The organism is Deltaproteobacteria bacterium GWC2_55_46, assembly GCA_001595385.3.
Classification (GTDB): domain Bacteria; phylum Desulfobacterota; class GWC2-55-46; order GWC2-55-46; family GWC2-55-46; genus UBA5799.
Window position 1 is genome coordinate 1,842,482 of record LVEI03000001.1, and the last position, 26,469, is coordinate 1,868,950.

Genomic DNA, 26,469 nt, shown 5'->3' on the forward strand with positions numbered 1-26,469 from the left:
CATGGCCAGGCCGAAGATAATCTTTTTGCGTTCAGTCATCCCGCATACGACGGCCTGGTATTATTCCAAGGCGTTCAAGGGGCTTCCTGTCGATGTCGTCGATATGCCTTTTGACCCGCATGATCCGCCGGGGTGGAAGGAGGCCCCCGCAGGAGACCTGCTGCTTCTTGTAGACTGCGGCCTGCCTGTGGATTTTCCGTTCCTGGGGGAGTACAAAGGCCCAAAGGGTTACGTCAGCATAGATTCCTGCCACAAGCTCTCCATACACAGGGCGTATTGTGAAAAATACAGATTCGATTTCGTCTGGGTCGCGCAGAAGCATGTGGTGGCAGGGTTCGGTGAGAAGGCGAGGTGGCTCCCGCTCGGCGCTGACCCGGAGACCCACGTCTACAGGCCTCAAATGGCCTCGGCCGACAGCCTCTGGGAGAGGCTCACCCGCCGGAGCCATTATGACATAGGCATGTGCGGCGCGCCTTATAAGCACAGGCGGGCCTTTGAGAAGCTCTTCCGAAAGGCCGGGCTGACGACAAACTTTTATTTCAGAAAGCGGTTCGGCGCCGAGGCGACACGCGAGCTTGCGCGTTCGACGATCGGCTTTAACGTGGGCGCCGGCTTTGACGGTGTAAAAGGCAAGGACGTCAATATGCGAGTCTTCGAGACGATGGCTAACGGCCAATGCATGCTCCTCACGAACACCTACGACGGGCTCGGCTTTGAAGACCTTTTCGAGGAAGGCAGCCATTACATCGGCTTCAGGTCTGAGGAGGAGGCGACGGACAAGGCGCTCTACTACTCCAGACACCAGGCGGAGGCCATAAGGATAGCGGCCCAGGGGCAGAGGCATATCCTTGAAAACCACACCTACGCGCACAGGTGCGAGGAAATAATCAGGGCTATAAGATGAAGGCAAACGGCGGATACCCTGACCTTACGAAGGTGCGGCGGGCGCTCGTCATCGTCTTCAAGAACATAGGTGACGTGCTCCTTACGACGCCTGTCTTCAGCGCCCTGAAGCGGTCGATAGCGGGTGTCGAGGTCGACGCGCTTGTGAATCGCGGCACAGAGGAGATGCTTACCTTTAACCCGGATGTAGACCGTGTGCTGGTCTATAACAGAAAGACGCGCGGCCTGGGCAGGCTCAAAGAAGAGCTGCGGCTTGTGAAAGAGGTCCGCGGAGCCGGGTATGACATGGCCGTCGCCCTCACTTCAGGGGACCGGAGCCGCAACTTCGCCCTTCTCTCAGGGGCCGGGATAAGGGTCGGGGCGCCGAAGAAGAATCTACTCGGCCAGCTCTCTTTCAATTTCCCGGTTACGATGGCCTCTTCAGGAAAACACTATGTCGAACGTAACCTCGACTGCCTGAGGAGGATAGGCATCTTCCCGGAAAGGCAGCACCGCAGCACATCGTTTTTCGAAGGAAGCGAAGCGGCGGAAAAGGCAAGAGGCCTTCTTGCAGGGGCAAATCTTGACGGAAGACCTTACATGGTCGTCCACCCCACATCGAGATGGATGTTCAAAAGCTGGCCCCCTGAAAAAAACGCCGCCCTGATCGACCTTGTCCAGCGGGAACTCGGCATGCCGGTGGTGCTCACGTCAGGGCCGGAGGCCTTTGAGATCTCTTATGTGGCTCAATTGAAGTCACGCCTTACTACGGATGTGACGGACTTCACCGGCAAGCTTTCATTAAAGGAGCTTGGCGCGGTCATACGTAAAGCAGTTCTTTTTTTCGGCGTTGACTCAGCCCCGATGCACATCTCAGCCGCGGTCGGCACTCCGGCGGTCGCGCTCTTCGGCCCATCATTCGCGGTCGACTGGGCCCCCTGGGGCGATGGGCACAGGGTAGTGACATCAGACCGGCACAGTTGCGTGCCGTGCGGCAAGGACGGATGCGGCGGAGGCAAGGTGAGCGACTGCCTCGTTGAACTGGATGTGCGGACCGTCTACGACGCCGTGAGGGAAATGCTCGGCAAGTCGAGCCACCGGCGCTCCATTTGACCTGTTCCCGACTCTCCTGATCCCTTATTAGAAAGACCCCTCAGCGTCTTCGATCCCATCACAAATAAACGAACAGCCAATCTTGATGTCTCACAATGGGACCTGAATTCCCTCGCCTTACAGGCGAAGACTTCCAGCGCGTCTAATGAGATTTTCAAGCTTACGTCCTATGCCAGGCTGGTCCCCCTCTTTCCTAAAGAGGGGTCAGGGGAGATTATCTTGAAGTCATTATAATCCCCCTTAGTCCCCCTTTAGAAAAGGGGGAGATTTCAGTCGGGCTTTCAGCCGACAAACTAAAGAACCAGCCGCTTTCCAGACGGTAGTGGTTCAGTTCTTTCCTCGCGAGCCCTTGACAAAGCAGGAACCTGATATATGTTCACATATATCGGCCTGTCCCTGTTGTGCTGAGTGCCGTAACAAATTCCTGATGGTCTGAATCGATGGAGCATCTTCCCAGGGCAGAGGCAAGACCTTTGCTCGAAAGGGCCGCCCTGTATTCGATGGGGGTCTATCTATTTGTCCTCAACCTTCCCCGGGTCGCCTCGTTGAGGGAGGCGAGCTTCCTTATTTCCGCCGCGCTTGCCGCCGCGTACATGTGGAAGATGGGCCGGGTCGCGTGGCCGCCGATGAGGCTGCTGCTTCTCATGTGGCTGGCTTTCGCGTTCTTGTCGGTCATCCCGGGGAGCGACCTGCCGTTTTCCATTTCAGAGGTAAAAAAAGATGTCGTATATCCTCTCATGGCGTTCTGGGTCTTTTATGTGATGACAAAAGGCGAGCGGGACTTTTTAAGTCTTTCCATCCCTTTCCTTATAAGCGCGGCGCTCGTCTCCCTGGCGAGCTTCTATGCCTATTTTGTCCTGGGTCTCGGCTTTGAGGAGCTTGTTGATTCGGGATACCTGTATGGCAAGCGGGCCTATTACAGTTTTTTCATGCTCTCTGCCGCTATTGTAGCCATAGGGCTTGCGGGCTGCGGCAGCGCCGGGAGAAGGCTTAAGACCCTTGCCATAGCGCTTGTGCCGGTTTTCTGCACGGGAGTCTATTTCGCGAGGCTGAGGGTAGGCTATCTGGCCATCATCATGGCGGCGTTCCTGTTTTTTATTTACGGCAAGGTCTTGCGGCAGGGGCTCAAGAGAAGAATATTGGCGGGAGCGGTAGCGGCGTCAATACTTGTGACTCTGCCGCTGCTCGCCACCTACAGGGACCTGGACTTCGGCCTTGATATCGAGTCGATGAAGACCTCGTTTGAAAGGATCAGGACCGAGGAGCGCTGGATAATCTGGGAGGGGGCTGTAAAGGAGATATCATCGAACCCGGTCTTCGGCAGGGGCTTCGGGAATAAGGAAATATATGTGCCTGACTTCAGGCTCGGCTACGTCTACCCGCACAACATCCTGCTTAGCTATGGCGTCATGACAGGGGTGGCAGGCATAGTGTTGCTCATGTTGATCTTCGGGAAGCTTTGCTGGATGATGCACGCGAAGGTCGGTCAATGTGCTTCCAATAGCGCGCAATTCAGCATCATACTCGCCGGGCTGGTCCTTACCTCCGTCTTTTTCCTCCTCAATATGACCGAGGATATCATGACGCGCCATACCGGGCAGTTGTTCTGGGCTTTGACGGGTATGTTTTTGGGAGCCGGCAGGGAAGTGGACGATAGATAACCTGATGTCTTTAAAAAGTCATAAAATGGGGCAAAGAAGGATTTATGGCTTAACGCATCTCTTCTGCTTCACGGTATCCTCAATTTTTTCCCATAGCTCCTCCGCGTTTTTCCTGTAGGCCTCCCTGTCCATCATGTCGTAACTGTGTGTCATCGCGCCAACGTTGTCATTTGTGATCAATTTGCAGCCCGACAGCGCCGCCTGATTGACGATCAAGCCATGCGGTTCCGGCCACCTTGGCATATGTATGTAATATTCGACCCTGTTAAGGAACTCAGGCATCTCGTCGTATGGTATCCGGCCGATGACCTTGCCGTATCCGAATTTCCGCGGCAATTTGTCGTTTTTTGACCCGAAAAAGATAACCTCCTCGTTAGGGAACATTTCCATTATATTGTAAAAGCCTTTTGTTTCAGAATGCCCTCCGTAAGAAGCATATTTGATATCCCTTTTAATCCCCTTGTCTCTGAAAAGGTCCACATCAACAAGAGGCTTCAGTATAAAGGTCTTTTCTTTAAGCCCGGGGTATATCTTCTGAAATACGGAGGCATGGAGCGGCGAGAGGAATATATTGAAGACCGCCTTTGTAAAAAGCTCTTTATTGTCATTTACAGGACAATACCCGTTCCTCCACCCCGAATTATTACCCCTGACCCCGAAGTAGTCCTCTTTTTTTTCAACGCAGTTTGTTCCATCTCCAATATTGCCATTACACGGAAGGGCATTCAGATAGCATATGTCCCCATATGCGTTCTGGCCAAGGATGTAATTTTCACGAGAGACGATTTTTTTTAAGAATGAATCACTGAAGTGTTTTTTATGGTCAGGACAGTTGAAAACATCGAAGAGCATCCAGAGATCGGGCTTTCTGAACCTGAGAAGTCTGCTCAGTATCCGTCTGCTTTTAGGATACACCGAGATCACCCGTATCCTGTGCCCCCGCCGCCGCCCTTCGTTGACGATGGCCCGTGTATACTGTTCGCCACCGCCGTTATAGAAAAAGGGGTTGAGGTGGGCTAAAAAATTTATCTTTAAAATGCCTTTAGGGGTGATCTCCATGGTTTCCGGATCCGGGTTCAATATTCACCAAAGGACTGGTTTTAGAGCGAGATGCGAGGTTGGTTAAAGAGCCGGAATATTTCGAGCGTATCCTGCTGCCGATCAGACCATGCGATACGTCCTGAGAGAGTGAAGCGCATTCCTGTTGCAGGCATAAAAAGGGAAGTGAACCCTTCCGATCCTCCGTTTATAGCCCAGGGCAAACCACTGCTCAAGGTATGATAAAAGTTCGTAATCGCGCGCGCCGTGCAGTTCGCCGATTATCCAGCGGACCGAGCGCAAAACTTCTTCGTCAAAAGACGTCAGTATGTCGTATTCGGAGCCTTCAGTGTCTATCTTGATAAGGTCTATGCCGCGCGCACCTATTTCATCCAGGATCTCGGATGTCTTTCTCAGGGTCACCGTGATGCCGGATTTCGATTCGCGCTCAGCCGGATCATCGACAATCGAAAAAGTTGAAAACTCGTTTTTCGAAGAGCACGGGTTATAGATAGTAGTCTCCTTATTCTCTTTTCCGAGAGCGATACAATAGGGTTTTATATTTGCGTATCCGGCTATGTTCTTCTGAAGAAGCTTGAAGTTATTGGGCTCCGGCTCAAAAGCATAGATCTTTGCCGAAGGGAAGATGGTGGCATAATAGATGGAAGCGATCCCGATATTCGCGCCGATGTCAACAATGACCTTGGGGTCGATCTCTTTGGGGATGTAATATTCTCCTTTGCGCCCCTTGTGGCCTTTTACAAGTAATATGTTGTAGATATGAGAGGCGTCACTGCTGCAGGGCCGGTAATGGATCGGCTGCCCGTTCCACATGAAGGTCTCAAGGTCTTTGCAATCAGGGTTATCTTGAGGCCTGCAGTTCTTCATGAACTTCCATGACATCGAACGGAGCAGGACTTTTAAATCATTTTTTGACAGCATTCCATCCTTCTTCGATTATCTTATTGTGTGTTGCGAGCATAGTATATTATATTGTGCGGTATCGATACAATTGGAATTTTCGCTGATATTCGTTAAAAATCATGAAAAAAATCGAACTTTATTTCCTCCGCTGGTACTTCCCGTATAACATCGGCGATACCGTGATGTTCTCCTCCCTTTTCCGGGCCATAAAGGAGGTCTATGGGCCATGCAAGCTGGAAGTCATAAGCGACCGCACTGTCCTGGAAGCCTTTTTCAATGACAGGTACGTTGACAGGTTCAGAACACCCCGTTTATACGAAAAAATATTGCCGAAAAGCTTCTATTACAAAAAAAAGAATATTGTCCATGATCAGGGCGCGCGAAGGATAAAGTTTGTGATCTGGCCTGAATGGCGAGAAGAGACATTCGCTTATCTTTCCGCCGGCACTAATATTGAGGAATGCGTTGGCGCGCCATGCAAGAACATAATCTCGTACAATTACGCTCTTCAAGCAGGCATCGAGGCCGCCGGATTTCAGGACCTGAGGCCCAGGATATATTTGACAGAAGAAGAGGTCCGGGAGGCCGAAGAAAGCATTTATCCGAACTCGATAGCCATCAACATGGCGCGTATACGCAATTCCCAGCAGAGAAGAGACGGCGAGCGGCTCCGTTATAGAATCGAGAGCTGGAGGCGCTTCGTTGGCGATGTTAAAAAATATGACCCTTCGATAAGGATATATGAGGTCGGACAGGAGGCCTTTGAAGGTGTCGGCGATGAATTCCTGCCCAATCTCTCGATCCGTAAGACCGCGGCCGCGCTGAATGCCATGCGTTTGGTCGTATTGTCAGATGGCGGTGTGCACAATATCTGTAACGCGATAGATAAAAAGGTGCTGTTGTTCCAGGCCTATGAGTGGAACCCGCCGGACCTGTTCAAGATGGGCAACGCCATCTTTAACGAGGACTATCATCTTGAGTGCAGGAAAAGGTGCCACTTGTTTTCAGATATACTGAAAATCCGGAGCGCGAAAGAGACATGTGGCCGTGAGTGTTACGGTCTTGACCCGGCGAGGCTTGCCCGGGACTGCATCGCTCATCTGGAAATGGAAAATAGAGTTTAAATCCAGGGGCTTTGAAAAAAACCGGGACACCTCCCGCCTGTTGGCCTGACCTGCCTTGCCTTGAATCTGCCGCCAGACCCATTTGGATTTGCCTAAAAAAACCTCATGTGTTATAAGTAGGCCTGCGCGTTTTTTTAAAATCCACACTACGGATTCGGGCCGTGAAAAGATACCTGAGCTCTAAGAGGGCTCAAACACTCATCGAGAAGTTCAGGAGGGCGCGGATACTCGTCGTCGGCGACCTCATCATGGACCACTTCATCTGGGGCAAGGTCAGAAGGATTTCCCCTGAGGCCCCGGTGCCGGTCGTCGAGGTCACCTCTGAATCGATAATGCTCGGCGGCAGCGCCAACGTGGTGAACAACATCCACAGCCTGGGCGGCAGATCGCTCGTCACGGGCGTCATCGGGAGCGACGGGGACGGCAAGAAGCTCGTCTCCATACTGAAGGACAAGGGCATCCCTACGGATGGGCTCGTCGTAGACCACAAAAGGCCCACAACCATAAAGACAAGGGTCATCGCCCATAACCAGCAGGTCGTAAGGTTCGACCGCGAGATGCGGGACAAGATAGGCCCGGAGGCGACCGCCAGGGTCTTGAGGTACATAAAGAAAGCCGTTAAATCTTCCGACATCGTAGTCATATCCGACTACGCGAAGGGGCTCATAACCCCGTACCTTATGGAGGAGACGAACTCCCTTTGCATGGACCTCGGCATCCCGGTGGCCGTAGACCCGAAGGTAGAGCACCTCGACTATTATAAAAAGGTCACGATAGTCACCCCTAATAACCTCGAGGCCTCGCAGGCTTCAGGCGTTGAGATAGGCGACGATGAGAGCCTCCACCGGGCCGGAGAGGTGCTCTTCGGAAGGCTCGGCTGCCAGGCCCTCCTCATAACAAGAGGAGAGCACGGCATGAGCCTCTTTGAGCCGGGGAGCGAAACCCACATACCTACCGTCGCCCAGGAGGTATTCGACGTGAGCGGCGCCGGAGATACCGTCATAAGCACCCTCGCCCTCGCCCTCGCCTCCGGCGCGAGCTTTAGAGAGGCCGCGATGCTCGCGAACTTCGCGGCGGGCGTTGTAGTCGGCAAGATCGGCACCGCGACGGTAACGCCAGAGGAGCTTTACAACGCGGCTGGCGCTGGCCTCAAGGTAAGGCTTCCGCAATAGGGCTTGCTTCATCTGGCCAAAAATACCTGAACATAAAGGAGCGGCATGGCACGGTCCATGACAGGCTGGGGCAAGGGAGACTTTGCCATTGGCGGCGACACTTACACTATCGAAGTAAAGACACTCAACCACAGGTTCATAGACATCTCCATGAGGTCGCCTGAGAGGTTCTCGCCCATGGAGACACGTCTTCGGGACGAGATAAAAAAGAGGTTCGCCAGGGGCTCATTCTCGGTGCATATCTATTCCGTTTCAACGGAGGCCCCGGCGCTGAAGCTTAACATCCCGATGGCGAGGCTCTACCTCGATTCCGCGGAGGAGCTTAAAAGCGGCCTTGGCATCAAGGGCGAGATGGACCTTGCTACCCTTCTGCGGCAAAAGGACATATTCACCTTCGAGAGGAAGGGTACTGTTACGGATGAGGACTGGGGGCAGTTCAAGGCGGCGCTCGATACCGCCCTTGTCCAGGTGGAGGAGTGGAGGATAAGGGAAGGAGAGGCGCTGGTGGCAGACTTGCTTGCCAGGGCAGAGGCGCTCGAAGGCCTTCTTTTCACCGTCGAGGTGAGAATACCCAAGATGCTCGAAGCATACAGGGAACGCCTCAAATCGGAGATAGAAAAAATAATAGCCGGAAGGGTCGACGAGTCAAGGATACTGCTTGAGGCCGCGATATTCGCGGAAAAGACCGACACCGCCGAAGAGGCCACCCGCTTGAAGAGCCACCTCGAGCTATTCCGCAGGCTCATAACCTCCGAGGGGCCTATCGGAAAGAAGCTCGACTTCCTCTGCCAGGAGCTTGGCCGGGAGATAAACACCATCGGCTCAAAGGCAAACGACGTCCGGATAACCCAGACCGTCATAGACATGAAGGGCGAGGTCGAAAAGATAAGGGAGCAGGTGCAAAACGTAGAATGAGGAAGCCCCCTCTTTTCTAAAGGGGGATGAAATACAGGTTTTAAGGATCCCAATAACATGTCCGGCATAGCATTTATAGTCTCCGCCCCGTCCGGGGCAGGGAAGACCACCCTCTGCAAGATGGCTGAGGGGCGCTTCCCTGATATAAAGAACTCGGTCTCCTATACCACCCGCCCCTCCAGGCCCGGCGAGAGCAATGGTGTGGATTACTGGTTCGTTGACGACGCCACATTCGACCGTATGGTAGAGCGGGGCGAGTTCCTTGAGTACGCGGACGTCTACGGCAAGAGGTACGGCACGTCTAAAAAGGACCTGGAAGCTTTCCTCGCAAGGGGCGAAAGCGTCATCCTTGAGATAGACGTGCAGGGCGCGGCCAACGTCAGGAAGCGGCTTTCGGGAGGGGTCTTCGTATTCATACTTCCGCCTTCGCTTAAAGTCGCCGGGGAAAGGCTTGTTGCCAGGGGCAAGGATAGCGCTGAAGAGATAAAAAGAAGGCTCGGCATAGCGGTCGACGAGATAAAAAGGGCCTTCGAGTACGATTACATCGTGATAAACGACGACCTTACGAGGGCCTTCGAGGAGTTCTCCGCGATAATCGTGGCTGAACGCGCCAGGTCTTCGAGGATGGCGGGTAAGCTAAAGGAGCTTTTCGGCAAACAAACGCGGTAGACGCGGCAGTTGACAGGCCGTTTTTAAAAACGTATAATTTATACTTGTTTCGGATAAAAGGAGGTTAGTCCCAAATGGCAAGGATAACTGTCGAGGATTGTTTGAAAGAGATTCCCAGCAGGTTCATGCTGGTCCATCTCGCTTCTCAGAGGGCGAGGGACCTTATAAAGGGCGCGCCTTCACTGGTGAAGACCGACAACAAGGCGGTTGTAACGGCTCTGCGCGAGATAGCCGCTGGCAAGGTCAAGGTAATGCCAACGACCAGGAAGAAAGAGCTTTCGGAATAGGCCTTACTGATTCACAAGGGGGGGCGGCTTTTGCCGTCCCCCCTTTTTTTTATTTCGTTCAGGGGCGCGGGCTGCTTAATCGGCTTGGCCTCCTGGATAACGCCTCCGTATATAGATAGTCAGAAGAACGGCTATGCCTACGGCCATCGTCAACCCTACAACAAAAAAGGTCCATGTGTCTGGCCTTATGACCCCAAGGGCTATGATGAGTACAAGCAGTGGCAGATCGAGAAAGTGCGTAAAAGCCGGTATGAGCCGCCCCCTTTCCTTTTCGACCCTGGGGTCGAGATGATCCGCGCCCGCCGCCTCGCGGGATAGCCGCCGGATGCGCATGAAATAAATCCTTGTTATTGTGTTACCTTCGATGAACTCGAAGGAGAATAGCGCTATCATGCCAGCGAGCCATGGTATGTCGATAAACCCCCAGCCGTATACCTCTGTCGTCATCCACGCGCCTGAGAAAAGAAGGAGCAAGGCTCCCGGGACGACTACCCCGTCGTAGAATATGGCAATAGCGCGCGCCGCCTCTGAGAAAAGGGCCGGGTCTTTAATCTGCCTTGACCTCAAGTCAGAGAGCCAGACGCCGATTAGCCCGCCGCCTATCATCACGGCGCCGAGGACGTGAGCGAACCTCAATAGGGTGTAGGTCATATCAGGCGCTACGCGACATTCAATTTATCTTCCCCTCACGAGCCCCGGCCCCGGCAGTCGCCAAAGCTCGGTGAGCGAGGTATCTATCCTTGGCACAGCCGAAAGGAGTTTTTTCGTATATTCGTGCTTTGGCTCCGAGAATATCTCGGAGGTGCTGCCGCGCTCGACTATCTCTCCGGCGAACATCACGGCGACCTCGTCGGCTATGTACTCGACCACGCCGAGGTCGTGGGTTATGAAGAGGAACGATAGGCCGAAGTCCCTCTGGATAGATTTAAGGAGGTTGAGTATCTGCGCCTGAACCGATACGTCCAGGGCCGAGACCGCCTCGTCGCAGACGATGAACTCGGGGTCAACGGCGAGCGCCCTCGCTATCCCTATCCTCTGGCGCTGTCCGCCCGAGAACTCGTGCGGGTACCTCGCCATCATCTCAGGGGAGAGGCCCACGCGTCCGAGCACGGCCGCTATCTTTTCATTGCGCTCCTCTTTTTTCATCCCCGGCTTTACGGCCCGGAGCCCTTCCTCGATAGTCTCTTTGACGGTAAGCCTGGGGTTCAAAGATGAGTACGGGTCCTGGAAGATTATCTGAAGCGCGCTCCTGTAGGGCTTAAGCCTTCTCTCCTTGAGCTTTGTCAGGTCCCTGCCCTTGAAGAGTATCTCGCCCGCGGTCGGCCTGATGAGCTGGACGATGGACTTGCCCGCGGTCGTCTTGCCGCAGCCCGACTCGCCGACAAGGGCCAGGGTCGAGCCCTTCTTTATGGCAAGGTCTATCCCGTCCACAGCCTTTACATGGCCCGCAACCCTTTTAAGGAGCCCCTTTCTTACCGGGTACCAGGTCTTGAGCCCCTTTACTTCAAGAAGTACTTCTCTCTCGGCAGGCGGGGTGGTTAAAACGGGCATTACATCCGGTTCCTGCCTCAAGGGTTTTGAGTAGGGCTGGCTCATGAACCCGGGGTCGTAAAGATGGCACGCAGCCCGCTGTCCCGGCTTCCATTCGGCAAGCGGCGGCTCTATACCCGCGCACCCTTCCATCTCCCGCGGGCATCTGCCAGAGAAGTGGCAGCCTTTTGCGTACGCTGTCGCGGATGGCACAGCCCCGGCGATGGTGTCAAGGGCCTTCCCCCTTTTCTCCTGCCCCGGTATGGAGCGCAAGAGCTTTATCGTGTACGGGTGCAGAGGGTTCCTGAAGAGGTCTTTTGTGGTGGCAAGCTCCACGAGTTTTCCCGCGTACATCACCCCGACCATATCGGCGTTCCGGTAGACGAGGGCCATGTTGTGGGTTATGAGGAGGACCGCCGTGCCCATCGAGCTTTTAAGCTCCCTTATGAGCCCCAATATCTCTTCCTGTATGGTCACGTCCAGGGCCGTAGTAGGCTCGTCGGCTATGAGGAGGTCGGGCCTGCACGACAGCGCCATCGCTATCATCACCCGCTGGCGCTGTCCGCCGGAGAGCCTGTGCGGGTACTCGTTGAAGATCCTCTCCGGGTTGGGCAAATGGACTTTTTTGAGCATCTCTATCGCGAGCTTTTTTGCCGCGTTTCTGTTCCTCTCCTGATGGAGGACTATCGTCTCCATTATCTGGTCGCCGATGGTAAAGACCGGGTTAAGTGACGTCATCGGCTCCTGGAATATCATCGAGACCTGGTTGCCCCGTATATCCCTCTTCTCGCGCTCGTTCAGCGAGACGATATCCCTGCCGTTGAGGATTACCTCCCCTCCGGCTATAAAGCCGGCAGGCTCAGGGACGAGCTGGATGAGCGAAAGGGCTGTGATCGACTTCCCGCAGCCGGACTCGCCGACCAGGGCGAAGGTGCCACCCCTGGGTATCTCGAAAGATACTCCGTCGACCGCCCTGGCGATGCCGCGTGGGGTCTTGAAGTAGGTCTTGAGCCCCTTGACTTCTAATACGGGGGTGGAGAGTTTTTCCATTTATCTGTACCTTAGCCTCGGGTCGAGGGCATCCCGGACAGCGTCGCCGAATATGTTCGCCGGGAGCACGAGGCCGAACATGAAAAGAAATGCCGCGAAAAGGTTCCACCAGACGATCGGGTCCCTTGAAAGCTCGAGGCGAGCGGTATTTATCATGTTGCCCCAGCTCCCCATCTGAGGGCCGACCCCTATGCCTATGTAGCTCAATATCGCCTCTGCCAGCACAAGGCCGCTGAACTGGAGGACAAAGGTGATGAGCACCAGGTGCATGACATTGGGCACTATGTGCCGGTAGATTATGCCGGATTTGCCGACCCCGAAGGCGCGGGAGGCCTGCACGTACTCAAGCTCGCGTAGCTTGAGCGTCTCCCCACGGATGAGCCTGCAGAGGTCTGTCCACGAGGTTATGCCGAGGATGAGGGCGAGCCAGAAGAGCCTGTCGTTCAGGACAAAGACGCCAAGGTCAATCTGGTCTTCGGAGAGGAGTCCGCCCTGGTAGCCTGATGTACCGAAAAGGAGCATGAAGGCGACTATGAGGAGCACCCCTGGAATCGACGCGAGCGTTGTGTAGATATACTGGACGATATCGTCTATAACGCCGCCGTAGTAGCCGGCGACCACGCCGAAAAGGATAGCGAACGGGATGATGATAATGGTCGTGCCGGCGCCTATGACGATAGCCGTCCTTACCCCCTTGAGGGCCGTAAAGAGGACGTCATTGCCGACTTTATCGGTGCCGAGCCAATGGCTCCCCTGGTATTTGAGAGGGATGAACTCGCGCGTGGTCTCGCCTCCCGGCAGCTCTATAGCTTCTTTTGAGAAGGAATGGCTGGCAAAGGGCGCGGAGTAGCTCTTCTCCGTATCTGTCCTCATCCCGGCGAGCGCCCTGTCGAGTAGGCTTAATGCCTGCGGGCTCCATATCACCTCCCCGCTTTCTGTCTTCGCGACCCCTCCGCCCTCAGCGACGACCGGGTCCCTGTAGCGGATGCTGTCAAGGAGCGCGATTGAAAAATAAAGGGCGAGGATAGCCATGCAGACAAGGGCGAGCCTGTTCTTCCTGAGCTCCTTCCATGCCCTGGCGGCTGTGCCTTCCAGCCTTATTGCGATGGCGAAGTAGGCGATGGCGCAGGCTAAGAAGAAGACTATGAGGTCTGTAGCGAGTATTACCGGCATATTCCTGAATATTCTTTGTATTTTATTTTGTCATTCTGAGGAGCGAGAAGCGACGAAGAATCTATTTCAAGCGCAAGATTCTTCGCTACGCTCACAATGCCGAACCATTGCTATCCCATTACTCAAACCTTATCCTCGGGTCCACGAGGGTGTAGCTTATGTCGGTGAGTATCAGCCCTATGATGTAAAGTATCGAGCCGAGATATACCATCGAGCGCACTATGGCGAAGTCCTGCGACTGTATCGCCTCTATGGTGAAGTTGCCGAGGCCAGGTATCGCGAAGAAGGTCTCCATTATGAGGCTCCCGTAGAAGAGGAAGGGGATGGAGACGACCACGTTCGTAAGTACCGGTATCATCGCGTTCTTGAGGGCGTGCTTGAAGAGGACCCTGCCTTCGGTAAGCCCCTTTGCCCGCGCCGTCCGGACGTAGTCCTTGTTTATCTCCTCAAGGAATACCGTCCTGTAGAACCTCACGCCTACCCCGATGGAGGCCGCTATCCCGATTACCACTGGCAGCACGATGAACTTGGCGGCATAGAGCCCCGTGTCATAGCCTGAGACTGGAAATAGCCGGAGGAGCTTTCCCAGGACGTACTGGCCGCCGATGATATAGAATAGGGTGGATATCGACATCACGATCACGGCGAGCACGATGCCCCATATATCGATATAGGTGGCGCGGTAATAGGCGAGTATCATTGCGAAGAAGAGGCTCAAGACGAGGCCCGCCATGAACATCGGCACGCTTATCGCGAGGCTCGCCCACATGCGGGTCCTTATCTCGTGGCCGATGTCGATATTATTCCTGTCGGACCTGCCGAAGTCGAACCATAGGAGAGGCAACGACTTCTGGAAGAAGACGGTTTCGGTTACTTTCTTCAAGCCCTCCTCTTTGGTATTCACAAAGGATGGCAGATTGTAGCCGTGGTCACGTTTCCAGTTCTCTATTGCCGCCGGGGTGACGTTCTTTTCGCCGAGGATCTTCCTCGCCATGTCGTCGGGCGTGTTAATGTAGAAGAAGAGCAGCGCCGTGAGGACGTTCACGCCGACCACGATGGGGATGGCGTAGAGTATGCGTCTTATTATGTATGCGAGCATGCCTTATCGCCTTTTGCTTAGGCCACGTTTTCTTCTCATGGTTATTATGGCCGGGAGCGAGCCGATGACGAGCAGGGCTATTACTGCCACGACCGGCCAGAGCCTTGGCTCGTTCCACTCATCCCGGAGATACTGCCTTTTCTCCGCGTCTATCTTTATGTACTTCATGGTGTTATTCGCCATGGCGTTGGGCTTCACGTTCTCGACCCAGCCGTGGAAAAGGGTGAACGCGACCGGGTGGTATCCGAATATCCAGGGGGCGTCAGAGCGGACGATTGTCGTCATCTCGTCAATGACCGCCTGCCTCTCTGGGCCGTTCTCCATGTTCTCCATCGTTTTAAAGAGCCTGTCGAACTCCGGGTTCGAGTAGTTGGCGGCGTTCTCCCCCTGGTATTTTACCTTGCTGTTCGACCCGGCAAGGAGGAAGAAGAAGTTCTCCGGGTCCGGGTAGTCCGCGTTCCAGCCCCATGAGAAGAACTGGAAGTTGCCTTTGAACATCTTCTCCTGGAACCTGTTGTAGTCTGTGGTCCTGTTCTCAAGCTGTATGCCGAGGAGGGCGAACTTCTTGATGTACCAGTTTATCATGGGCGCGGAGTCGGCGCCCGTCCACGGGTTATCGAATGTGATGACGAGAGGCCTTCCGGCCTTGTCCCTGCCGCCGGGATACCCGGCCTCGGCGAGGAGCTTTTTAGCCTCCTCTATGCTCTTTCTGGCCGGCCTGTTCCTGACCGCGTCCCAATCATATACGAGCGGGTTTATGCCCCCTGCCCCCTCCTTGTAGCCGAATATGCCAGGGGGCAGGGGGGACATGGCGCTCAAGCCGCGGCCATTCTGGAATATCTCTATGAACTCCTCGTAGTCAAGGGCAATGGAGATGGCCTGCCTGAGTTTTTGCTTTTCGGGCGAGTAGCCTCCGACAACGTCGTCGAGCATGTTGAAGCCCGAGTAGTACGAAGAGGACCGGACCGAGGTAAGAAGGCTCATGCCGCGCTCCTTCATCTCATCCGTCAGCTCGGGCCTTCCAGCGGTGGTCATCGAGACCGCCTGGTCGAAGCTGTCGGAGGTTATCCCTGAGTTGTCATAGTAGCCCTGCAGGAACTTGTTCCACCTGGGTATCGCCTCTTTTTCCAGTTTGAAGACCATCTTTTCTATGAACGGGAGCCTTTGTCCAGCGTATTTAAAGAGCCCCCTTTGAGCGTCCCCATCCTCGCCCTCATCCGGATACGCCTCATAATGGTAGTTCCTGTTTTTGGCGAGCGCTATCTCCATATTCGGGTTGAAGGTCTCCATCATGTACGGGCCTGTCCCGACAGGGTACCTGTCGAGGGTGATATTGCGCTCGGCGAGCGCGCCCTGATTGTAAAAATCGGCCGCTTCCTTTGGCACAGGGGCGAAAAAAGGCATCGCCAGCCAGTAGACGAACTGAGGGTACTTGGTCTTGAGTATCACCCTGAACGTGTGGCTGTCTACCTTCTCCACCCCCGGGAACGGGTGCTTCCGGTAATCGAGCGTGATGGGGTTGCTCTTTTCGTCCTCGGTCTGGTTGTAGGAAAACCCGGCGGCTTTTCGCCTTTCGGCCCTTATGTCATCGAGGTCCGCCCGGAGCGCCTCCGAGTACTCCTTGAGGCCGAGGATATACTTCTCCAATATGGAAAGGACCGGGCTTTCCACCTGCGGGTCGGCGAGCCTCATTATTTCGTAGATGAAGTCGTCCGCCGTAAGCTCCCTCGTCCCTTTTACAGGAAGGTCGTCGAGGGTCTGTATGTTTTTGGCCTCGCGAGGGTTCACCGCGGAGTAAAGAGGTGAACCGTTCTTATCCCTGGCAAAGGCCGGGTGGTCCTGGTACATGACCCCCTTTTTAACGCGTAATTCGTATACGGCCCTGTCGACCTCTTTGGCAGGGGCGCTCTCCGGGAGCTTTTTGCCGTCCCTGCCGTAATAGACCGGCTGGGGGACCTCTTCGACTGTGAGCGGCATAAGCGTGTAGGGGCGCTTGAGGTAATGGTACTGGAGAGGCGGCTCGTAGACCTGGGCCAGGAAGTCGTACTCGTCCGAGCTGTAGGCGCGGGCCGGGTCGAGGTGCTTTGGAGGTTCAAGAAAGGTGGTGTAGAAGATGTTCCTGCCGCGTTCAGAGTCGCGGTAGGGGTCGTTGGGTGTGCAGCCCGCCGCGAAAAAGAAGAGCGCCGCGAGCGCAAAAGCCCCAAGGGCTCTGGAAGCTTTCTTGCCTATGGCGCCTCCCTCTGTTGTCTTCAACTTCATATTTAAAATATATGCTGTAGGGTAACATAAGTCACTGACGGATTTTGGGTAAAGACCTTATAAAGAATAAAATAAAGAATTTAAAAGTTTAGCACAATAACGGCGCAAGGTCAAGGAAGCCCCGGCAAAAGTCGTGCAAAAACGCTATCTTGACGGGGCTTGACAATTGCAATATAGTTATGTTAGTATTAAATGATTTTCTATCTAAAAAGCAATGATAGTGTAAAGGAAGGGTTTATGACCAAGAAGGCGGGCAACAATAATAGTCAAAACAGCGACCTCCTTAACCTTATCGACATGGGTAAGGAAAAGGGGTTTCTCACATATGATGAGATTAATGATGCCTTTCCGCAAGACAACTTCTCAGTGGAGGAGATGGATAATTTGCTTGAGACCCTTGGAGACCTCGGAATAGATATTGTCGACAGCTCTGAGAAGGGCGCGCCTGAGCCGCAGGAAGTAAGAGAGCCGCGCGAAGAGGTAGCGGAGCCGGAGCGCGTAGAGGACCCCGTAAGGATATACATGAGGGAGATGGGGGCGGTGCCTCTGCTTAAGCGCGAAGAAGAGATAGTCTATGCCAAGAGGATAGAGGAGAGCAGGAACGAGCTTAGAAGGCTTACCCTTTCCAGCCCCTTTGCCACGATAGAAGTATTGAGGGTAGTCACCCGCGTAAGGGATGGCAAGGCCTCTCTGAGGGCCCTGATCGAGGAGGAGACCGAAGAAGGACAGCTCGAAGAGGAGGCCGCAGTAGCGGCTGAAGAGGTCCTCTCCAGGTTCGAGAGGCTCAAAAGGAGAAAGACCGAGGGCGCCTACAAGCTCCTGAAGGACATGAACCTCTCCAACTCCATCATCAGGCGCATCGTGAAGCGCATAGTCCGCCTCGAACACCTTATAGAGCGAGAGGAATCGAAAAAAGGCGCCAGAAAACAGGAACGGGCGAAGCTGCGCGTCAAAAGGATAATGAAGCGCCTGGAGCTTAAGAGGACTGACCTCAACGAAGTCTCCCGCCAGGTGAAGGTGCACGACTTCAACATGTGGGAGGCCAAGCAGAGGCTGATAGAGGCCAACCTCCGCCTTGTCGTATCCATCGCCAAGAGGTACGTGAACCTGGGGCTTAAGTTCTCGGACCTTATCCAGGAAGGCAATATCGGCCTCATGAAGGCCGTCGACAAGTTCGACTACAAGAAGGGATACAAGTTCTCCACCTACGCCACATGGTGGATAAGGCAGGCGATCACGAGGTCCATAGCCGACCACGGAAGGACCATCAGGATACCTGTCCACATGATAGAGACCATCAACAGGCTCCTTCAGACCTCAAGGCAGCTCCTGAAGGAACTCGGCAGAGAGCCTTACCCCGAGGAGATAGCCGAGAGGATGGACATACCCATCCAGAAGGTCAGAAGGATACTGCGTCTCATGAAGCAGACCTTGAGCCTGGAGACCCCGATAGGGGACGACGAGGAGAGCTCGCTTGGCGACTTTATCGAGGACGAGAAGTCCCCGTCCCCTTCGGACGCGGCCATCGAAAAGGACCTCTCTGACCAGACCAACTCCGTGCTCGAAACGCTCACGCCGAGGGAGGAGAAGGTATTGAGGATGAGGTTCGGGATAGGCGAGAAGCAGGACTATACCCTTGAAGAGGTCGGGAAGGTGCTCGGAGTTACCCGCGAGAGGGTCCGCCAGATAGAGGCGAAGGCCATAAGGAGATTAAGGCACCCGACCAGGGCAAAGCTATTGAAGGGCTTTAGCGAAGGCTGATAAGAAAAGATAAAAACTAAAAGAGGGCCCCTTTGGGCCCTCTTTTTTTGCCCGATGTATACTTCAGAGGACGAGCACTATCTTCCCGAAGGCGCTCTCCTCCATTATGGCATGGTGTGCCGTGGCAGCCTCTTTAAGCCCAAGCTCGCGCCCAACCCTGGGCTTTAGATAACCCGCCTCGAAACCAGCCAGGAGGCCCGCGTGGATCGACGCGAGCTCCTTTTCATCGGCGTTAAATAATGACATCCCGGCAACGCTCGCGTCCCTGGACATCAGCTCCCTCGGGTCTATCTCTACCGTGCCACGGCTGCCTACCACGACCACCCGCCCCCTTTGGCCGAGCGCCTTGAGGTCACTTCCGAGGTTGACGTTCGCGAGAAACTCGATTATCACATCGAGCCCTCCGCCTGCAAGGCTGGCGGCAACGTTCAGGTGTTCTTTGTCTTTATGGTCGAGCGCGTGCTCTGCCCCTTCTTCCAGCACAAGGTCCCTCCCGCGCTCTGTCCCTCCGGTCCCGATGACCTTCATGCCGAGCGCCTTCGCGAGCTGGACTGTAGCAAGCCCCACGCCGCCCGTTGCCCCGTGGACAAGGACGCTCTCGCCAGCCAAGGCCCTTGCCTTGTGCAAAAGCGCCCTGTAGGCGGTCGCGTAAGGCACGCCTATGCATGCCCCCTGTGAAAAAGAGAGTGAGGCCGGAAGCCTGTGTACCTGCGAGGCCTTGCAGAGGGCCGCCTCGGCGTAGGTGCCTGTTATCGACCCGGCGGTATAGACCCTGTCCCCGGGTTTTACGCCCTCTACGCCAGGGCCGACGGAGTCGACTATCCCAGCGCCGTCCGTCCCCGGGGTGTAGGGCATCTCTTTTTTATAGAAAAGCCCTGCCCGGATATAGGTATCGACCGGGTTTACGCCCGCAGCCTTGATGCTGACAAGCACCTGGCCGGCCTGTGGTTTAGGTTGAGGGAGATCTTCAAGCCTCATCACCTCCGGCTCGCCGAACTCGGTTACCCGTACAGCCTTCATGGACCACCTCGTTTTTTTTTAGGGAAGCTCTGATTAATGTCTCACAATAGGATCTGAAATCCCTCGCCTTATAGGCGATTTTCAGTGCGTCTAATGAGATTTTCAAGCTTACGTCCCATGCCAGGCTGGTCCCCCTCTTTCCTAAAGAGGGGGCAGGGGAGATTATCTTTGACGGGTTTATAATCCCCCTTAGTCCCCCTTTGGAAAAGGGGGAGATTTCAGGCGGTAGTGGTTCATTCAGTGTTTACTTAGTGATTATAGCAGAAGGGAAAATGGAAGGCGAAAAAAGGAATTTCAGGGCCGGTTGAAAAAACTGATGGATGTCTGGCGAAAGAGCGAGCTTAGGGCCGCCAACCCCAGGCTACTTCGGCTCTACCAGTATGCTCACGCGCCTGTTCCGCGGGTCGTAGGGGTCGCCCTTCAAGGGCACAGCGCTCGCGAAGCTCGTCACCCTCGTTATCCTCGACTCCTCGAAGCCGTTCTTTATAAGCTCTCTTCTGGCAGAGTTGGCCCTGTCGGCCGCGAGCTCCCAGTTTGTATAGCCGTTTACGTTGTAATTGGAGCTGTCGGTATGCCCTTCGATCGTGACGCTGTTGGGAAATTCGCTCAAGACAGCGGCGAGGGTGGCAAGCACCTCCTCACCATTGGGCGCGAGCTTTGCCTTCCCGGCCTCGAACATCGGGCTCTGCCCCTTGTCCGTAAGCTCGAGCCTTACCCCGTCCCTCGTGGTGAAGATGAGTATCTGCTCCCTGAACTGGTTGAGCTTCTCCGTGACTACCTTATTGAGCTTTACAGTAATAAGCTCGAGCTTCTTGTCCGGGCTCTTTATGCCGCCGTCATCGGGGTCGAGCTTTACCGGGCCGCCTTTAAAGGTCGAAACGCCGGTTGCGCCTCCCGCCTCCTGCCCCTTGAATACCGTGTATGAACGGAAGTACTCCGCGATCGTTTTTTTGCTGTCGATAGAGAGCATGGCTACGAGCCACAGGACCAGGAAGAGCGCCATCATGGCCGTTACAAAGTCGGCGTAGGCTACCTTCCACGCCCCGCCGTGATGGCCCGCGTGGGTCTTTTTGATCTTTTTTATGATTACAGGATGGCTATGGTTCTCAAGCATATCAGGCGGCCTTCTTCCTGATGTTCTTCTCCAACTCCTTGAAGGTGGGTTTCGTGTCCTTGAGCAGCACCCTTCTGGCGGCCTCTACCGCGAGTTGCGGGGGCATCTCCCTGGCGAAGGCGAGTATCGCCACTTTTATGGCCTCGAAGTACTTGGCATCTTCCCGCGCCCTGTGCTCGAGGTTGCTGCCTATGGGGCCAAGGAATCCGTAGCAAAGGAGTATCCCCAGGAATGTGCCGACAAGGGCGGCGGCGATGCTGTGGCCGATGACCTCAGGGGACTCGCTCATTTTGCCCATGGTGATGACGACTCCAAGGACCGCGGCCACGATGCCGAAGCCAGGTAGTGAATCGGCTATCTTCGATATGACAGACGGGGCAAGGGCCGATTCCTGGTGATGGGCCTCGATCTCCAGGTCCATCATCTCCTCGAACTCAAAGGGCCTTATGCCGAGTATGTATACCCTGAAGTTGTCGCAGATGAACTCGACCGCATGATGGTTCTTCAGCACACTTGGATGTTTTTTGAAGAGCGGGCTTTTATGCGGGTTCTCTATGTCGCTTTCAAGTGCAAGAAGCCCTTCCTTCTTGCACTTTGAGAAGAGGCTGAAGAGAAGGCCCAGGAGGTCGAGGAAGTCGCTCTTGTTCGGGCCGCTGCCCAATATCTGCGGCACACCCTTCGCTATCTTCACGAGGACCTTCGGGGGGCAGGTTATGAAGAGGGCGCCGAGGGCGGCCCCGCCGATGATAACAAGCTCCGCGGGCTGGATGAGTATATGGAGGTTGCCCTGTTCAAGGAGATAACCGCCGATTATGGAGCCGAAGACGACTACAATGCCGATTATGGGAAACATGCGGGGAGTTCCTAATGTGAGATTATTTGTTGATAATCTTATCGGGATTCAGAGGGGGAAACTTGAGGTGATTCAGGGGAGGGATTCTGAAAAAATCTTCTCAAGACCGGAGAGGTATACGCCTTCTACAAAGACCTTCTTTTCTCTCGCTTTATGGCCGGATTCTATCCTGAAGGCGCTCTTTCTTACACCGATGAGGCCTGATAGGAACTCGATAAGCGCCTTGTTGGCCTCGCCCTCTACCGGAGGGGCGGTAAGTCTTATCTTCAGGGAGTTCCCCTGGACGCCTTCGAGGCGGTCCCTCGAGGAACGGGGCTGGAGGCGGACCCTTATCGACACGCCGCCCTGGGCTGGTTCAAGGAAGGGGTACTTACTTTGTGAGGAACTTGAGCTTGTCGGATTCCTCATCGGCCTTTTTGGACTCTTCTTCTTCAATGAGGAGCGTGGCTGAGTGGTAGTCTATTATGGCCTTTACTGACGCCTCGATCTCCCTGCGCTGCTTTCTGAGCCTGTATATCTCGTCCTGAAGATCCCGGGCCCTCGCCTGCGCCTGCCTTACGGTCTCCTCAGCCTGAAGTTTCGCTTCGACTATGAGGAGTTCCGCTTCCTTCCTCGCGTTGGCCTTCAGGTCCTCTGCCAGCTTCTGCGCTGTCGTGATGGTCTCCCTCAAGAGGTGCTCGTTCGAGGCGTAATCCTTTATGCGCTCCCCTGCTTGAGAGAGCTTCTCCTTAAGGTCGATTATCTCCCTTGACGCCTCTTCCAGCGCCTCTGCCGCGACCTCACGGAGCTCCTCTACGCCCTTTACCTCGTATCCCTTGAAGCTCTTCCTGAGGCCGTGGCTCCTTATCTCAAGCGGGGTTACCTTCATACGCCTCCACCTCCTGTGGCAAGTCTTGCGGCTATTTCCATTATGGAGGGTATTATGGCCCACTGTATGAAATATATGATGAAGATCACAATGAGCGGGGAGAGGTCGAGGCCGCCCATGAACGGCAGGAACCTCCTGACCCTTCCGAGCACAGGCTCGGTTACCTGGTAAAGGAATCTTACTATCGGGTTGTACGGGTCCGGGTTGACCCACGATATGAGCGCCCTCGCTATTATCACCCAGAAGTAGATGGAGAGGGCCATGTCGAGGATCTTGGCTAGCGCGACGAGGATGTTTGATATGACGAACATTTTAAACCGGGTCTCCTTTGTTTACGTTCTGGATTTATCGTGCCAGGCCGATCTTCGCGCCCTTTATTACTTCAGATGAGAAGGGGGGCTTGCATCCCAGGAGTCACTTGCCTGAGAGCTCTCTGGCCCGTCTGGTGGCGGCCTCTACAGCCCGCTCGACCACTTCTGTAAAGCCGCCCTCATCGAGCTTTTTAAGCCCCTCTATGGTGGTGCCGCCGGGGGAGGATACCATCTTTCTAAGCTCTGCCAGGTCCTTCGGGCTTTCCATCGCGAGCTTCGCGGCCCCGAGCACCGTCTGCATGGCAAGTGCCTTCGCGGTCTCCTTCGGCAGTCCCATCCTGACGCCTCCGTCTATGAGCGCCTCCATGAAAAGGAATACGTAGGCCGGGCCGCTGCCGCTCAAGCCCGTGACGGCGTCCATCAGGGCCTCGTCCTTTATTATAGCGACCTTGCCGATGGGCTCGAACAGGGCCCTTGCCAGCTCAAGCTGCTTTTCCCCGGTGCCGGCCCCGGCTGAGAGGCCGGTTGCCGCCTCGCGCACTATGGCCGGGGTATTGGGCATGGCCCTTACTATAGAGACGAAGTGGGCTAGGCCAGCGCCTTTCAATACATCGAGTATCCTTACTGTCGTGACCCCGGCTGCAGCCGATATGAGGAGCTTTCCGGCGTCGATGTCCGGGGCTATCTCCCTCAATACGTGGTCGACGTCGCCGGGCTTGACGGTCAGGAATATTATATCAGCAATTCTCGCGGCCTCGAAGTTTTTGCTGAATACCTTGATCTCGTAGGCTTTGGCGATATGGACAAGTCTCTCGCTCATCCTGTCGCTCGCGACTATCTGCCCCGGCCTTACGGTCCCGGAGGCTATGAGCCCTTTGATAAGGGCCTCGGCAAGGTTGCCGGCGCCGAGAAAGCCTATCGTTTTTCTTGTTAGCATGGGTTCGAAGTTTTAGAGCCGGTCGGAGCGTAGTCAGGGTTTTTATCCAGGGCAGCCGTTCAGGCGGATTTGGCGGCTTTTTTGTCGGCGGTCTCGCGGCTGCCGAATATGGCGGTCCCGATCCTTATCATGGTGGCCCCCTCTTCTATGGCCACCTCGAAATCATTAGACATGCCCATGGAAAGGTCCCTGATAAAGACCCCCGGGAACTTCTCCTTGTTTATCCGTTCGGCAAGTCGCCTGAGCATGGCGAAGTAAGGCCTCGACATCTCGGCCTGTTCAAAGAACGGGGGTATGGACATAAGACCGCGAAGCCGCAGGTTCGGCATGGCCGATATGGCCTTTGCCAGCTTTACCGCACCTTCAGCGTCGACCCCGCCCTTGGTCTTCTCCCGCGCTATGTTGACCTGTATGAGTATGTCCAGAGGCTCTTGGGCGCGTTTGTTCAGCTCCTTTGCCAGATCAACGGACTCTACCGTGTGTATCATGTCGAATAGCTCGATGGCGAGTTTTGCCTTGTTCTTCTGCAGGTGGCCTATGAAGTGCCACTTAAGGTGCTTGTCCTTGATCTTGCCCATCTTTTCCTGGGCTTCCTGCACGTAATTCTCGCCAAAGACCCTGAGCCCGGCTGAGATGGCCTCTTTTATCCTCTTTGTCTCGACTGTCTTGGTGACTGCTATGAGCGTGATTTCGCCGGGGTCGCGGCCAGCTTTTCTTGCTGCCCTGCTTATGCGGTCGTTGATTTGAAGGATGTTTTCGGTAATCGTATTCCCAGCCATCAGGAAAAGCCCGGTAAACTTAGTAGTCAGGACCGCTGGAACGGGACCTGCGAAGCGCGCGCGGGGAAAGAAAAAAGCCGGAAAATTATTTATCACCTGCTGTTTACGAGACCCTTATAGCATAGATGAGGGCCCCGTCCAAGAGAAATCTTTGATTTACGGAGGTTCAAAATAAAAAAGTCAGACGCCCGCAGGCCTGATCATCGGCCCCAGGTAATGGAGCCATGTCATCTCCCAGATGGCGGCTACAAAAAGCACAATTATTACAAGTACATAGAGTCTTACCCCATCTCTGGCGGCCATGAGGAAGGCCTCTTTCCTTGTGGCCGCGCCTTTGCGGTTGGGAGTCAAGAGGCTTAGACCCAGGTCTGTGCCAGCCGCGGATGAGATGCAATAGGCGCCGAACTCAAGCACAAAGGTCCCGTAAAAGACGATGGGCATCACTGTGTTCGTCTCGGTGCCGGATATAAGGATACCGATGATGAAGCTCCTCCATACCGCTATTATATAGGGGAAAAAAAATACCACGCCCATAAGGGTAGTGGAGACGAATGCCCCAAAGACGAGGTTGAAAGCGAAAGTGTACAGGATCTTGAGAGGCAGGTTATCCGCAAGCGGCCCCATGAGGGGCTTTAGATACGGGAGCTTCTGGATCTCCTTGAGCTGTTCAGTCCTTAGCTCAAGGACGCCGGGGTATCCCTGCGCCACCATCCATTGGCCGAAGAACATGAATATGACATGGACGGAAATGAAGAAGAATATCAGGTTCTTCCGCCTTTTAGCGGTCTCCAGCGACTCTCCCAGAAGCTCTTTTATCGACATTCAGGCCTGTCCCGTTCGAAGTTGGTTACCAAATATATAATATTACCAGAAACTTTTCATCGGAAAATTGAAGATATGGCCAGGCCGCGGGAATGCTCGCGGGGCATGTTCACCCGCCCGGATAAGGCAAACTTGGGCACAAGGAGGGTAAATCATTGACAATTGCCTAAAATTTTTCTATTAATGTACTATCAGGCTGTTGAAAAACAGCCTGATAAAGCAATCCATGGACGGATTGCCAAATTGCGAGACTTGAAAAATCGAGCAATTTGTAAGATTTGGACTGATTCACTCAGGCCAAATCTTAGTTGAAAAAGTCCTGGATGGATTTTTTCAACATCCTGATAGAGTAAAGGAGAAGACCTATTCTTACCCCGCCTAAAAACATACTTGTCGCCGATCCGGACCCCATAAGGTGCCTTAAGCTGGCTTCGATAGTGAAAAGGCTGGACTATAACGTCTTCCTGGCATCGAATAACCCGGATCTCACGCGCATAACCTCCGGCATAATACCTCATATCCTCCTTCTTGACATTGACATGCCGCCGATAGCCGGGCAGCCATGCCTTGAGGCCCTCAGGGCTAACAGGAGCCTCGGCATCATGAAGATAATCACGGTTGCCGAAAAAGAGCGCGCGGCAGAGCTCGAGGCCTCTCTCAAGAAGGGGGCTTGCGCCTTTGCTACCAGGCCTGTAAGCCCCACAGAGCTGTACAGGACCATACAGAAGGAGATAGAGCCGAGGCCGAGGCAGTTTCTCCGTATAAAAGTGCTCTTCAAGGCCACCGTCATAACCGGGACAACTGGCAGGGTCTCGTTCGCTACAGCCCTTTCCGAGCAGGGGGCGTTCATAAGGACCATGAAGCCGCTTCCCGTGGGCTCAAGGCTCAAGGTATCTCTTGAGCTTCCGACCCCAAAGCCCCTTGTCCTGGACGCGGAGGTCCTCTATACGCTTGCACAGGGGCCCGAAAAGCTCGTTGACCCTGGCATGGGCTTGAGGTTCGTAGATATGAGCGCTGAGATACAGGCGGGGCTCAGGAGGTTCGTCGAGGAACAGATACTGGGGGAAGGCTGGGAGGGGCTTCTTTAGCCTGAAGAAAAATCAGCTGC

The 26,469-nt window shown here is 54.7% G+C and carries 26 protein-coding genes; 10 read left to right on the forward strand and 16 right to left on the reverse strand.

The genetic code is table 11. From position 1 onward, the window contains the following. Nucleotide 1: 1 nt before the first annotated feature. The 3 genes from A2V21_308655 (at nucleotide 2) to A2V21_308665 (ending at nucleotide 3,656) form a co-directional block, all read left to right on the forward strand. Nucleotides 2–904, forward strand: a complete 903-nt coding sequence (locus A2V21_308655; protein ID OIJ74322.1) for a hypothetical protein — start codon at nucleotides 2–4, stop codon at nucleotides 902–904. Continuing rightward, nucleotides 901–1,995, forward strand: coding sequence for a putative lipopolysaccharide heptosyltransferase III (locus A2V21_308660; GenBank protein ID OIJ74323.1), 1,095 nt, complete (start codon nucleotides 901–903; stop codon nucleotides 1,993–1,995). Before A2V21_308655 ends, A2V21_308660 begins: the two co-directional genes overlap by 4 nt. A gap of 473 nt (nucleotides 1,996–2,468) precedes the next feature. Then, nucleotides 2,469–3,656: a hypothetical protein gene (locus tag A2V21_308665; GenBank protein ID OIJ74324.1), complete on the forward strand. Its 1,188-nt coding sequence runs from the start codon at nucleotides 2,469–2,471 to the stop codon at nucleotides 3,654–3,656. Between the two features lie 42 nt (nucleotides 3,657–3,698). Here the strand turns inward: A2V21_308665 and A2V21_308670 are convergent, their stop codons facing one another. Both A2V21_308670 and A2V21_308675 read right to left on the reverse strand, forming a co-directional pair. Next, nucleotides 3,699–4,715, reverse strand: coding sequence for a hypothetical protein (locus A2V21_308670; protein ID OIJ74325.1), 1,017 nt, complete (start codon nucleotides 4,713–4,715; stop codon nucleotides 3,699–3,701). Nucleotides 4,716–4,817: 102 nt separating this feature from the next. Next, nucleotides 4,818–5,636 (reverse strand): hypothetical protein, encoded by an 819-nt coding sequence (locus A2V21_308675; protein ID OIJ74326.1) that lies wholly within the window; start codon nucleotides 5,634–5,636, stop codon nucleotides 4,818–4,820. A gap of 101 nt (nucleotides 5,637–5,737) precedes the next feature. Between A2V21_308675 and A2V21_308680 the strand changes: the two genes are divergently transcribed. From A2V21_308680 to A2V21_308700, 5 genes are all read left to right on the forward strand, one after another. Next, a complete protein-coding gene (locus A2V21_308680) occupies nucleotides 5,738–6,742 on the forward strand; it encodes a hypothetical protein (protein OIJ74327.1) in 1,005 nt (334 codons plus the stop codon). Between the two features lie 173 nt (nucleotides 6,743–6,915). Next, nucleotides 6,916–7,914: a hypothetical protein gene (locus A2V21_308685; GenBank protein OIJ75126.1), complete on the forward strand. Its 999-nt coding sequence runs from the start codon at nucleotides 6,916–6,918 to the stop codon at nucleotides 7,912–7,914. Between the two features lie 45 nt (nucleotides 7,915–7,959). Further along, nucleotides 7,960–8,829 carry a YicC family protein gene (locus A2V21_308690; protein ID OIJ74328.1) on the forward strand — a complete coding sequence of 290 codons (870 nt, stop codon included), beginning with the start codon at nucleotides 7,960–7,962 and terminating at the stop codon, nucleotides 8,827–8,829. 57 nt (nucleotides 8,830–8,886) lie between these two features. Further along, nucleotides 8,887–9,498 carry a guanylate kinase gene (locus tag A2V21_308695; protein OIJ74329.1) on the forward strand — a complete coding sequence of 204 codons (612 nt, stop codon included), beginning with the start codon at nucleotides 8,887–8,889 and terminating at the stop codon, nucleotides 9,496–9,498. A 74-nt stretch (nucleotides 9,499–9,572) separates the two neighbouring features. Next, on the forward strand, nucleotides 9,573–9,785 hold the full coding sequence (locus tag A2V21_308700; protein ID OIJ74330.1) for a DNA-directed RNA polymerase subunit omega: 213 nt from the start codon (nucleotides 9,573–9,575) through the stop codon (nucleotides 9,783–9,785). Nucleotides 9,786–9,860: 75 nt separating this feature from the next. On the opposite strand, the gene A2V21_308705 is transcribed toward A2V21_308700, so the two are convergent. The 5 genes from A2V21_308705 to A2V21_308725 form a co-directional block, all read right to left on the reverse strand. Then, nucleotides 9,861–10,436 carry a hypothetical protein gene (locus A2V21_308705; GenBank protein OIJ74331.1) on the reverse strand — a complete coding sequence of 192 codons (576 nt, stop codon included), beginning with the start codon at nucleotides 10,434–10,436 and terminating at the stop codon, nucleotides 9,861–9,863. Between the two features lie 24 nt (nucleotides 10,437–10,460). Continuing rightward, nucleotides 10,461–12,365, reverse strand: a complete 1,905-nt coding sequence (locus tag A2V21_308710; GenBank protein ID OIJ74332.1) for an ABC transporter ATP-binding protein — start codon at nucleotides 12,363–12,365, stop codon at nucleotides 10,461–10,463. Continuing rightward, a complete protein-coding gene (locus A2V21_308715; protein ID OIJ74333.1) occupies nucleotides 12,366–13,538 on the reverse strand; it encodes a hypothetical protein in 1,173 nt (390 codons plus the stop codon). It lies immediately after the preceding gene. A gap of 118 nt (nucleotides 13,539–13,656) precedes the next feature. Next, nucleotides 13,657–14,637 (reverse strand): peptide ABC transporter permease, encoded by a 981-nt coding sequence (locus A2V21_308720; protein ID OIJ74334.1) that lies wholly within the window; start codon nucleotides 14,635–14,637, stop codon nucleotides 13,657–13,659. Between the two features lie 3 nt (nucleotides 14,638–14,640). Continuing rightward, nucleotides 14,641–16,866, reverse strand: coding sequence for a peptide ABC transporter substrate-binding protein (locus tag A2V21_308725; GenBank protein ID OIJ75127.1), 2,226 nt, complete (start codon nucleotides 16,864–16,866; stop codon nucleotides 14,641–14,643). 267 nt (nucleotides 16,867–17,133) lie between these two features. Here A2V21_308725 and A2V21_308730 point away from each other — a divergent pair, with 267 nt between their 5' ends. Then, nucleotides 17,134–18,657, forward strand: a complete 1,524-nt coding sequence (locus A2V21_308730; protein OIJ74335.1) for an RNA polymerase sigma factor RpoD — start codon at nucleotides 17,134–17,136, stop codon at nucleotides 18,655–18,657. A 63-nt stretch (nucleotides 18,658–18,720) separates the two neighbouring features. Here the strand turns inward: A2V21_308730 and A2V21_308735 are convergent, their stop codons facing one another. From A2V21_308735 to A2V21_308775, 9 genes are all read right to left on the reverse strand, one after another. Further along, entirely contained in the window at nucleotides 18,721–19,677 is a 957-nt protein-coding gene (locus A2V21_308735; protein ID OIJ74336.1) for a quinone oxidoreductase, read from the reverse strand. Nucleotides 19,678–20,038: 361 nt separating this feature from the next. Continuing rightward, nucleotides 20,039–20,791 (reverse strand): hypothetical protein, encoded by a 753-nt coding sequence (locus tag A2V21_308740; protein OIJ74337.1) that lies wholly within the window; start codon nucleotides 20,789–20,791, stop codon nucleotides 20,039–20,041. A 1-nt stretch (nucleotide 20,792) separates the two neighbouring features. Beyond that, on the reverse strand, nucleotides 20,793–21,644 hold the full coding sequence (locus tag A2V21_308745; protein OIJ74338.1) for a flagellar motor stator protein MotA: 852 nt from the start codon (nucleotides 21,642–21,644) through the stop codon (nucleotides 20,793–20,795). A 72-nt stretch (nucleotides 21,645–21,716) separates the two neighbouring features. Beyond that, entirely contained in the window at nucleotides 21,717–22,052 is a 336-nt protein-coding gene (locus A2V21_308750) for a hypothetical protein (GenBank protein ID OIJ74339.1), read from the reverse strand. Then, nucleotides 22,015–22,512 (reverse strand): hypothetical protein, encoded by a 498-nt coding sequence (locus A2V21_308755; protein OIJ74340.1) that lies wholly within the window; start codon nucleotides 22,510–22,512, stop codon nucleotides 22,015–22,017. The genes A2V21_308750 and A2V21_308755 overlap by 38 nt, the downstream gene beginning before the upstream one ends. Then, the gene (locus tag A2V21_308760) at nucleotides 22,509–22,823 is read right to left on the reverse strand and encodes a hypothetical protein (protein OIJ74341.1); all 315 of its coding nucleotides are present in this window, start codon (nucleotides 22,821–22,823) and stop codon (nucleotides 22,509–22,511) included. Before A2V21_308760 ends, A2V21_308755 begins: the two co-directional genes overlap by 4 nt. A gap of 103 nt (nucleotides 22,824–22,926) precedes the next feature. Next, nucleotides 22,927–23,760 carry a pyrroline-5-carboxylate reductase gene (locus A2V21_308765; GenBank protein ID OIJ74342.1) on the reverse strand — a complete coding sequence of 278 codons (834 nt, stop codon included), beginning with the start codon at nucleotides 23,758–23,760 and terminating at the stop codon, nucleotides 22,927–22,929. Nucleotides 23,761–23,819: 59 nt separating this feature from the next. Continuing rightward, complete coding sequence (locus A2V21_308770; GenBank protein OIJ74343.1) at nucleotides 23,820–24,539, reverse strand: YggS family pyridoxal phosphate enzyme; 720 nt, start codon at nucleotides 24,537–24,539, stop codon at nucleotides 23,820–23,822. Between the two features lie 180 nt (nucleotides 24,540–24,719). Further along, nucleotides 24,720–25,361, reverse strand: coding sequence for a hypothetical protein (locus A2V21_308775; GenBank protein OIJ74344.1), 642 nt, complete (start codon nucleotides 25,359–25,361; stop codon nucleotides 24,720–24,722). A gap of 437 nt (nucleotides 25,362–25,798) precedes the next feature. Here A2V21_308775 and A2V21_308780 point away from each other — a divergent pair, with 437 nt between their 5' ends. After that, nucleotides 25,799–26,449, forward strand: a complete 651-nt coding sequence (locus A2V21_308780; protein OIJ74345.1) for a hypothetical protein — start codon at nucleotides 25,799–25,801, stop codon at nucleotides 26,447–26,449. Nucleotides 26,450–26,469: the final 20 nt, after the last annotated feature.

What these genes read in the sequence shown, in the direction of transcription:
- A2V21_308775 (OIJ74344.1), bottom strand. Translation starts at nt 25,361, where the DNA reads ATGTCGATAAAAGAGCTTCTGGGAGAGTCGCTGGAGACCGCTAAAAGG.
- A2V21_308770 (OIJ74343.1), bottom strand. Translation starts at nt 24,539, where the DNA reads ATGGCTGGGAATACGATTACCGAAAACATCCTTCAAATCAACGACCGC.
- A2V21_308680 (OIJ74327.1), top strand. Translation starts at nt 5,738, where the DNA reads ATGAAAAAAATCGAACTTTATTTCCTCCGCTGGTACTTCCCGTATAAC.
- A2V21_308740 (OIJ74337.1), bottom strand. Translation starts at nt 20,791, where the DNA reads ATGCTTGAGAACCATAGCCATCCTGTAATCATAAAAAAGATCAAAAAG.
- A2V21_308710 (OIJ74332.1), bottom strand. Translation starts at nt 12,365, where the DNA reads ATGGAAAAACTCTCCACCCCCGTATTAGAAGTCAAGGGGCTCAAGACC.
- A2V21_308690 (OIJ74328.1), top strand. Translation starts at nt 7,960, where the DNA reads ATGGCACGGTCCATGACAGGCTGGGGCAAGGGAGACTTTGCCATTGGC.
- A2V21_308720 (OIJ74334.1), bottom strand. Translation starts at nt 14,637, where the DNA reads ATGCTCGCATACATAATAAGACGCATACTCTACGCCATCCCCATCGTG.
- A2V21_308765 (OIJ74342.1), bottom strand. Translation starts at nt 23,760, where the DNA reads ATGCTAACAAGAAAAACGATAGGCTTTCTCGGCGCCGGCAACCTTGCC.
- A2V21_308655 (OIJ74322.1), top strand. Translation starts at nt 2, where the DNA reads ATGGCCAGGCCGAAGATAATCTTTTTGCGTTCAGTCATCCCGCATACG.
- A2V21_308750 (OIJ74339.1), bottom strand. Translation starts at nt 22,052, where the DNA reads ATGAGGAATCCGACAAGCTCAAGTTCCTCACAAAGTAAGTACCCCTTC.
- A2V21_308700 (OIJ74330.1), top strand. Translation starts at nt 9,573, where the DNA reads ATGGCAAGGATAACTGTCGAGGATTGTTTGAAAGAGATTCCCAGCAGG.
- A2V21_308715 (OIJ74333.1), bottom strand. Translation starts at nt 13,538, where the DNA reads ATGCCGGTAATACTCGCTACAGACCTCATAGTCTTCTTCTTAGCCTGC.
- A2V21_308755 (OIJ74340.1), bottom strand. Translation starts at nt 22,512, where the DNA reads ATGAAGGTAACCCCGCTTGAGATAAGGAGCCACGGCCTCAGGAAGAGC.
- A2V21_308735 (OIJ74336.1), bottom strand. Translation starts at nt 19,677, where the DNA reads ATGAAGGCTGTACGGGTAACCGAGTTCGGCGAGCCGGAGGTGATGAGG.
- A2V21_308660 (OIJ74323.1), top strand. Translation starts at nt 901, where the DNA reads ATGAAGGCAAACGGCGGATACCCTGACCTTACGAAGGTGCGGCGGGCG.
- A2V21_308730 (OIJ74335.1), top strand. Translation starts at nt 17,134, where the DNA reads ATGACCAAGAAGGCGGGCAACAATAATAGTCAAAACAGCGACCTCCTT.
- A2V21_308760 (OIJ74341.1), bottom strand. Translation starts at nt 22,823, where the DNA reads ATGTTCGTCATATCAAACATCCTCGTCGCGCTAGCCAAGATCCTCGAC.
- A2V21_308695 (OIJ74329.1), top strand. Translation starts at nt 8,887, where the DNA reads ATGTCCGGCATAGCATTTATAGTCTCCGCCCCGTCCGGGGCAGGGAAG.
- A2V21_308670 (OIJ74325.1), bottom strand. Translation starts at nt 4,715, where the DNA reads ATGGAGATCACCCCTAAAGGCATTTTAAAGATAAATTTTTTAGCCCAC.
- A2V21_308675 (OIJ74326.1), bottom strand. Translation starts at nt 5,636, where the DNA reads ATGCTGTCAAAAAATGATTTAAAAGTCCTGCTCCGTTCGATGTCATGG.
- A2V21_308745 (OIJ74338.1), bottom strand. Translation starts at nt 21,644, where the DNA reads ATGTTTCCCATAATCGGCATTGTAGTCGTCTTCGGCTCCATAATCGGC.
- A2V21_308705 (OIJ74331.1), bottom strand. Translation starts at nt 10,436, where the DNA reads ATGACCTACACCCTATTGAGGTTCGCTCACGTCCTCGGCGCCGTGATG.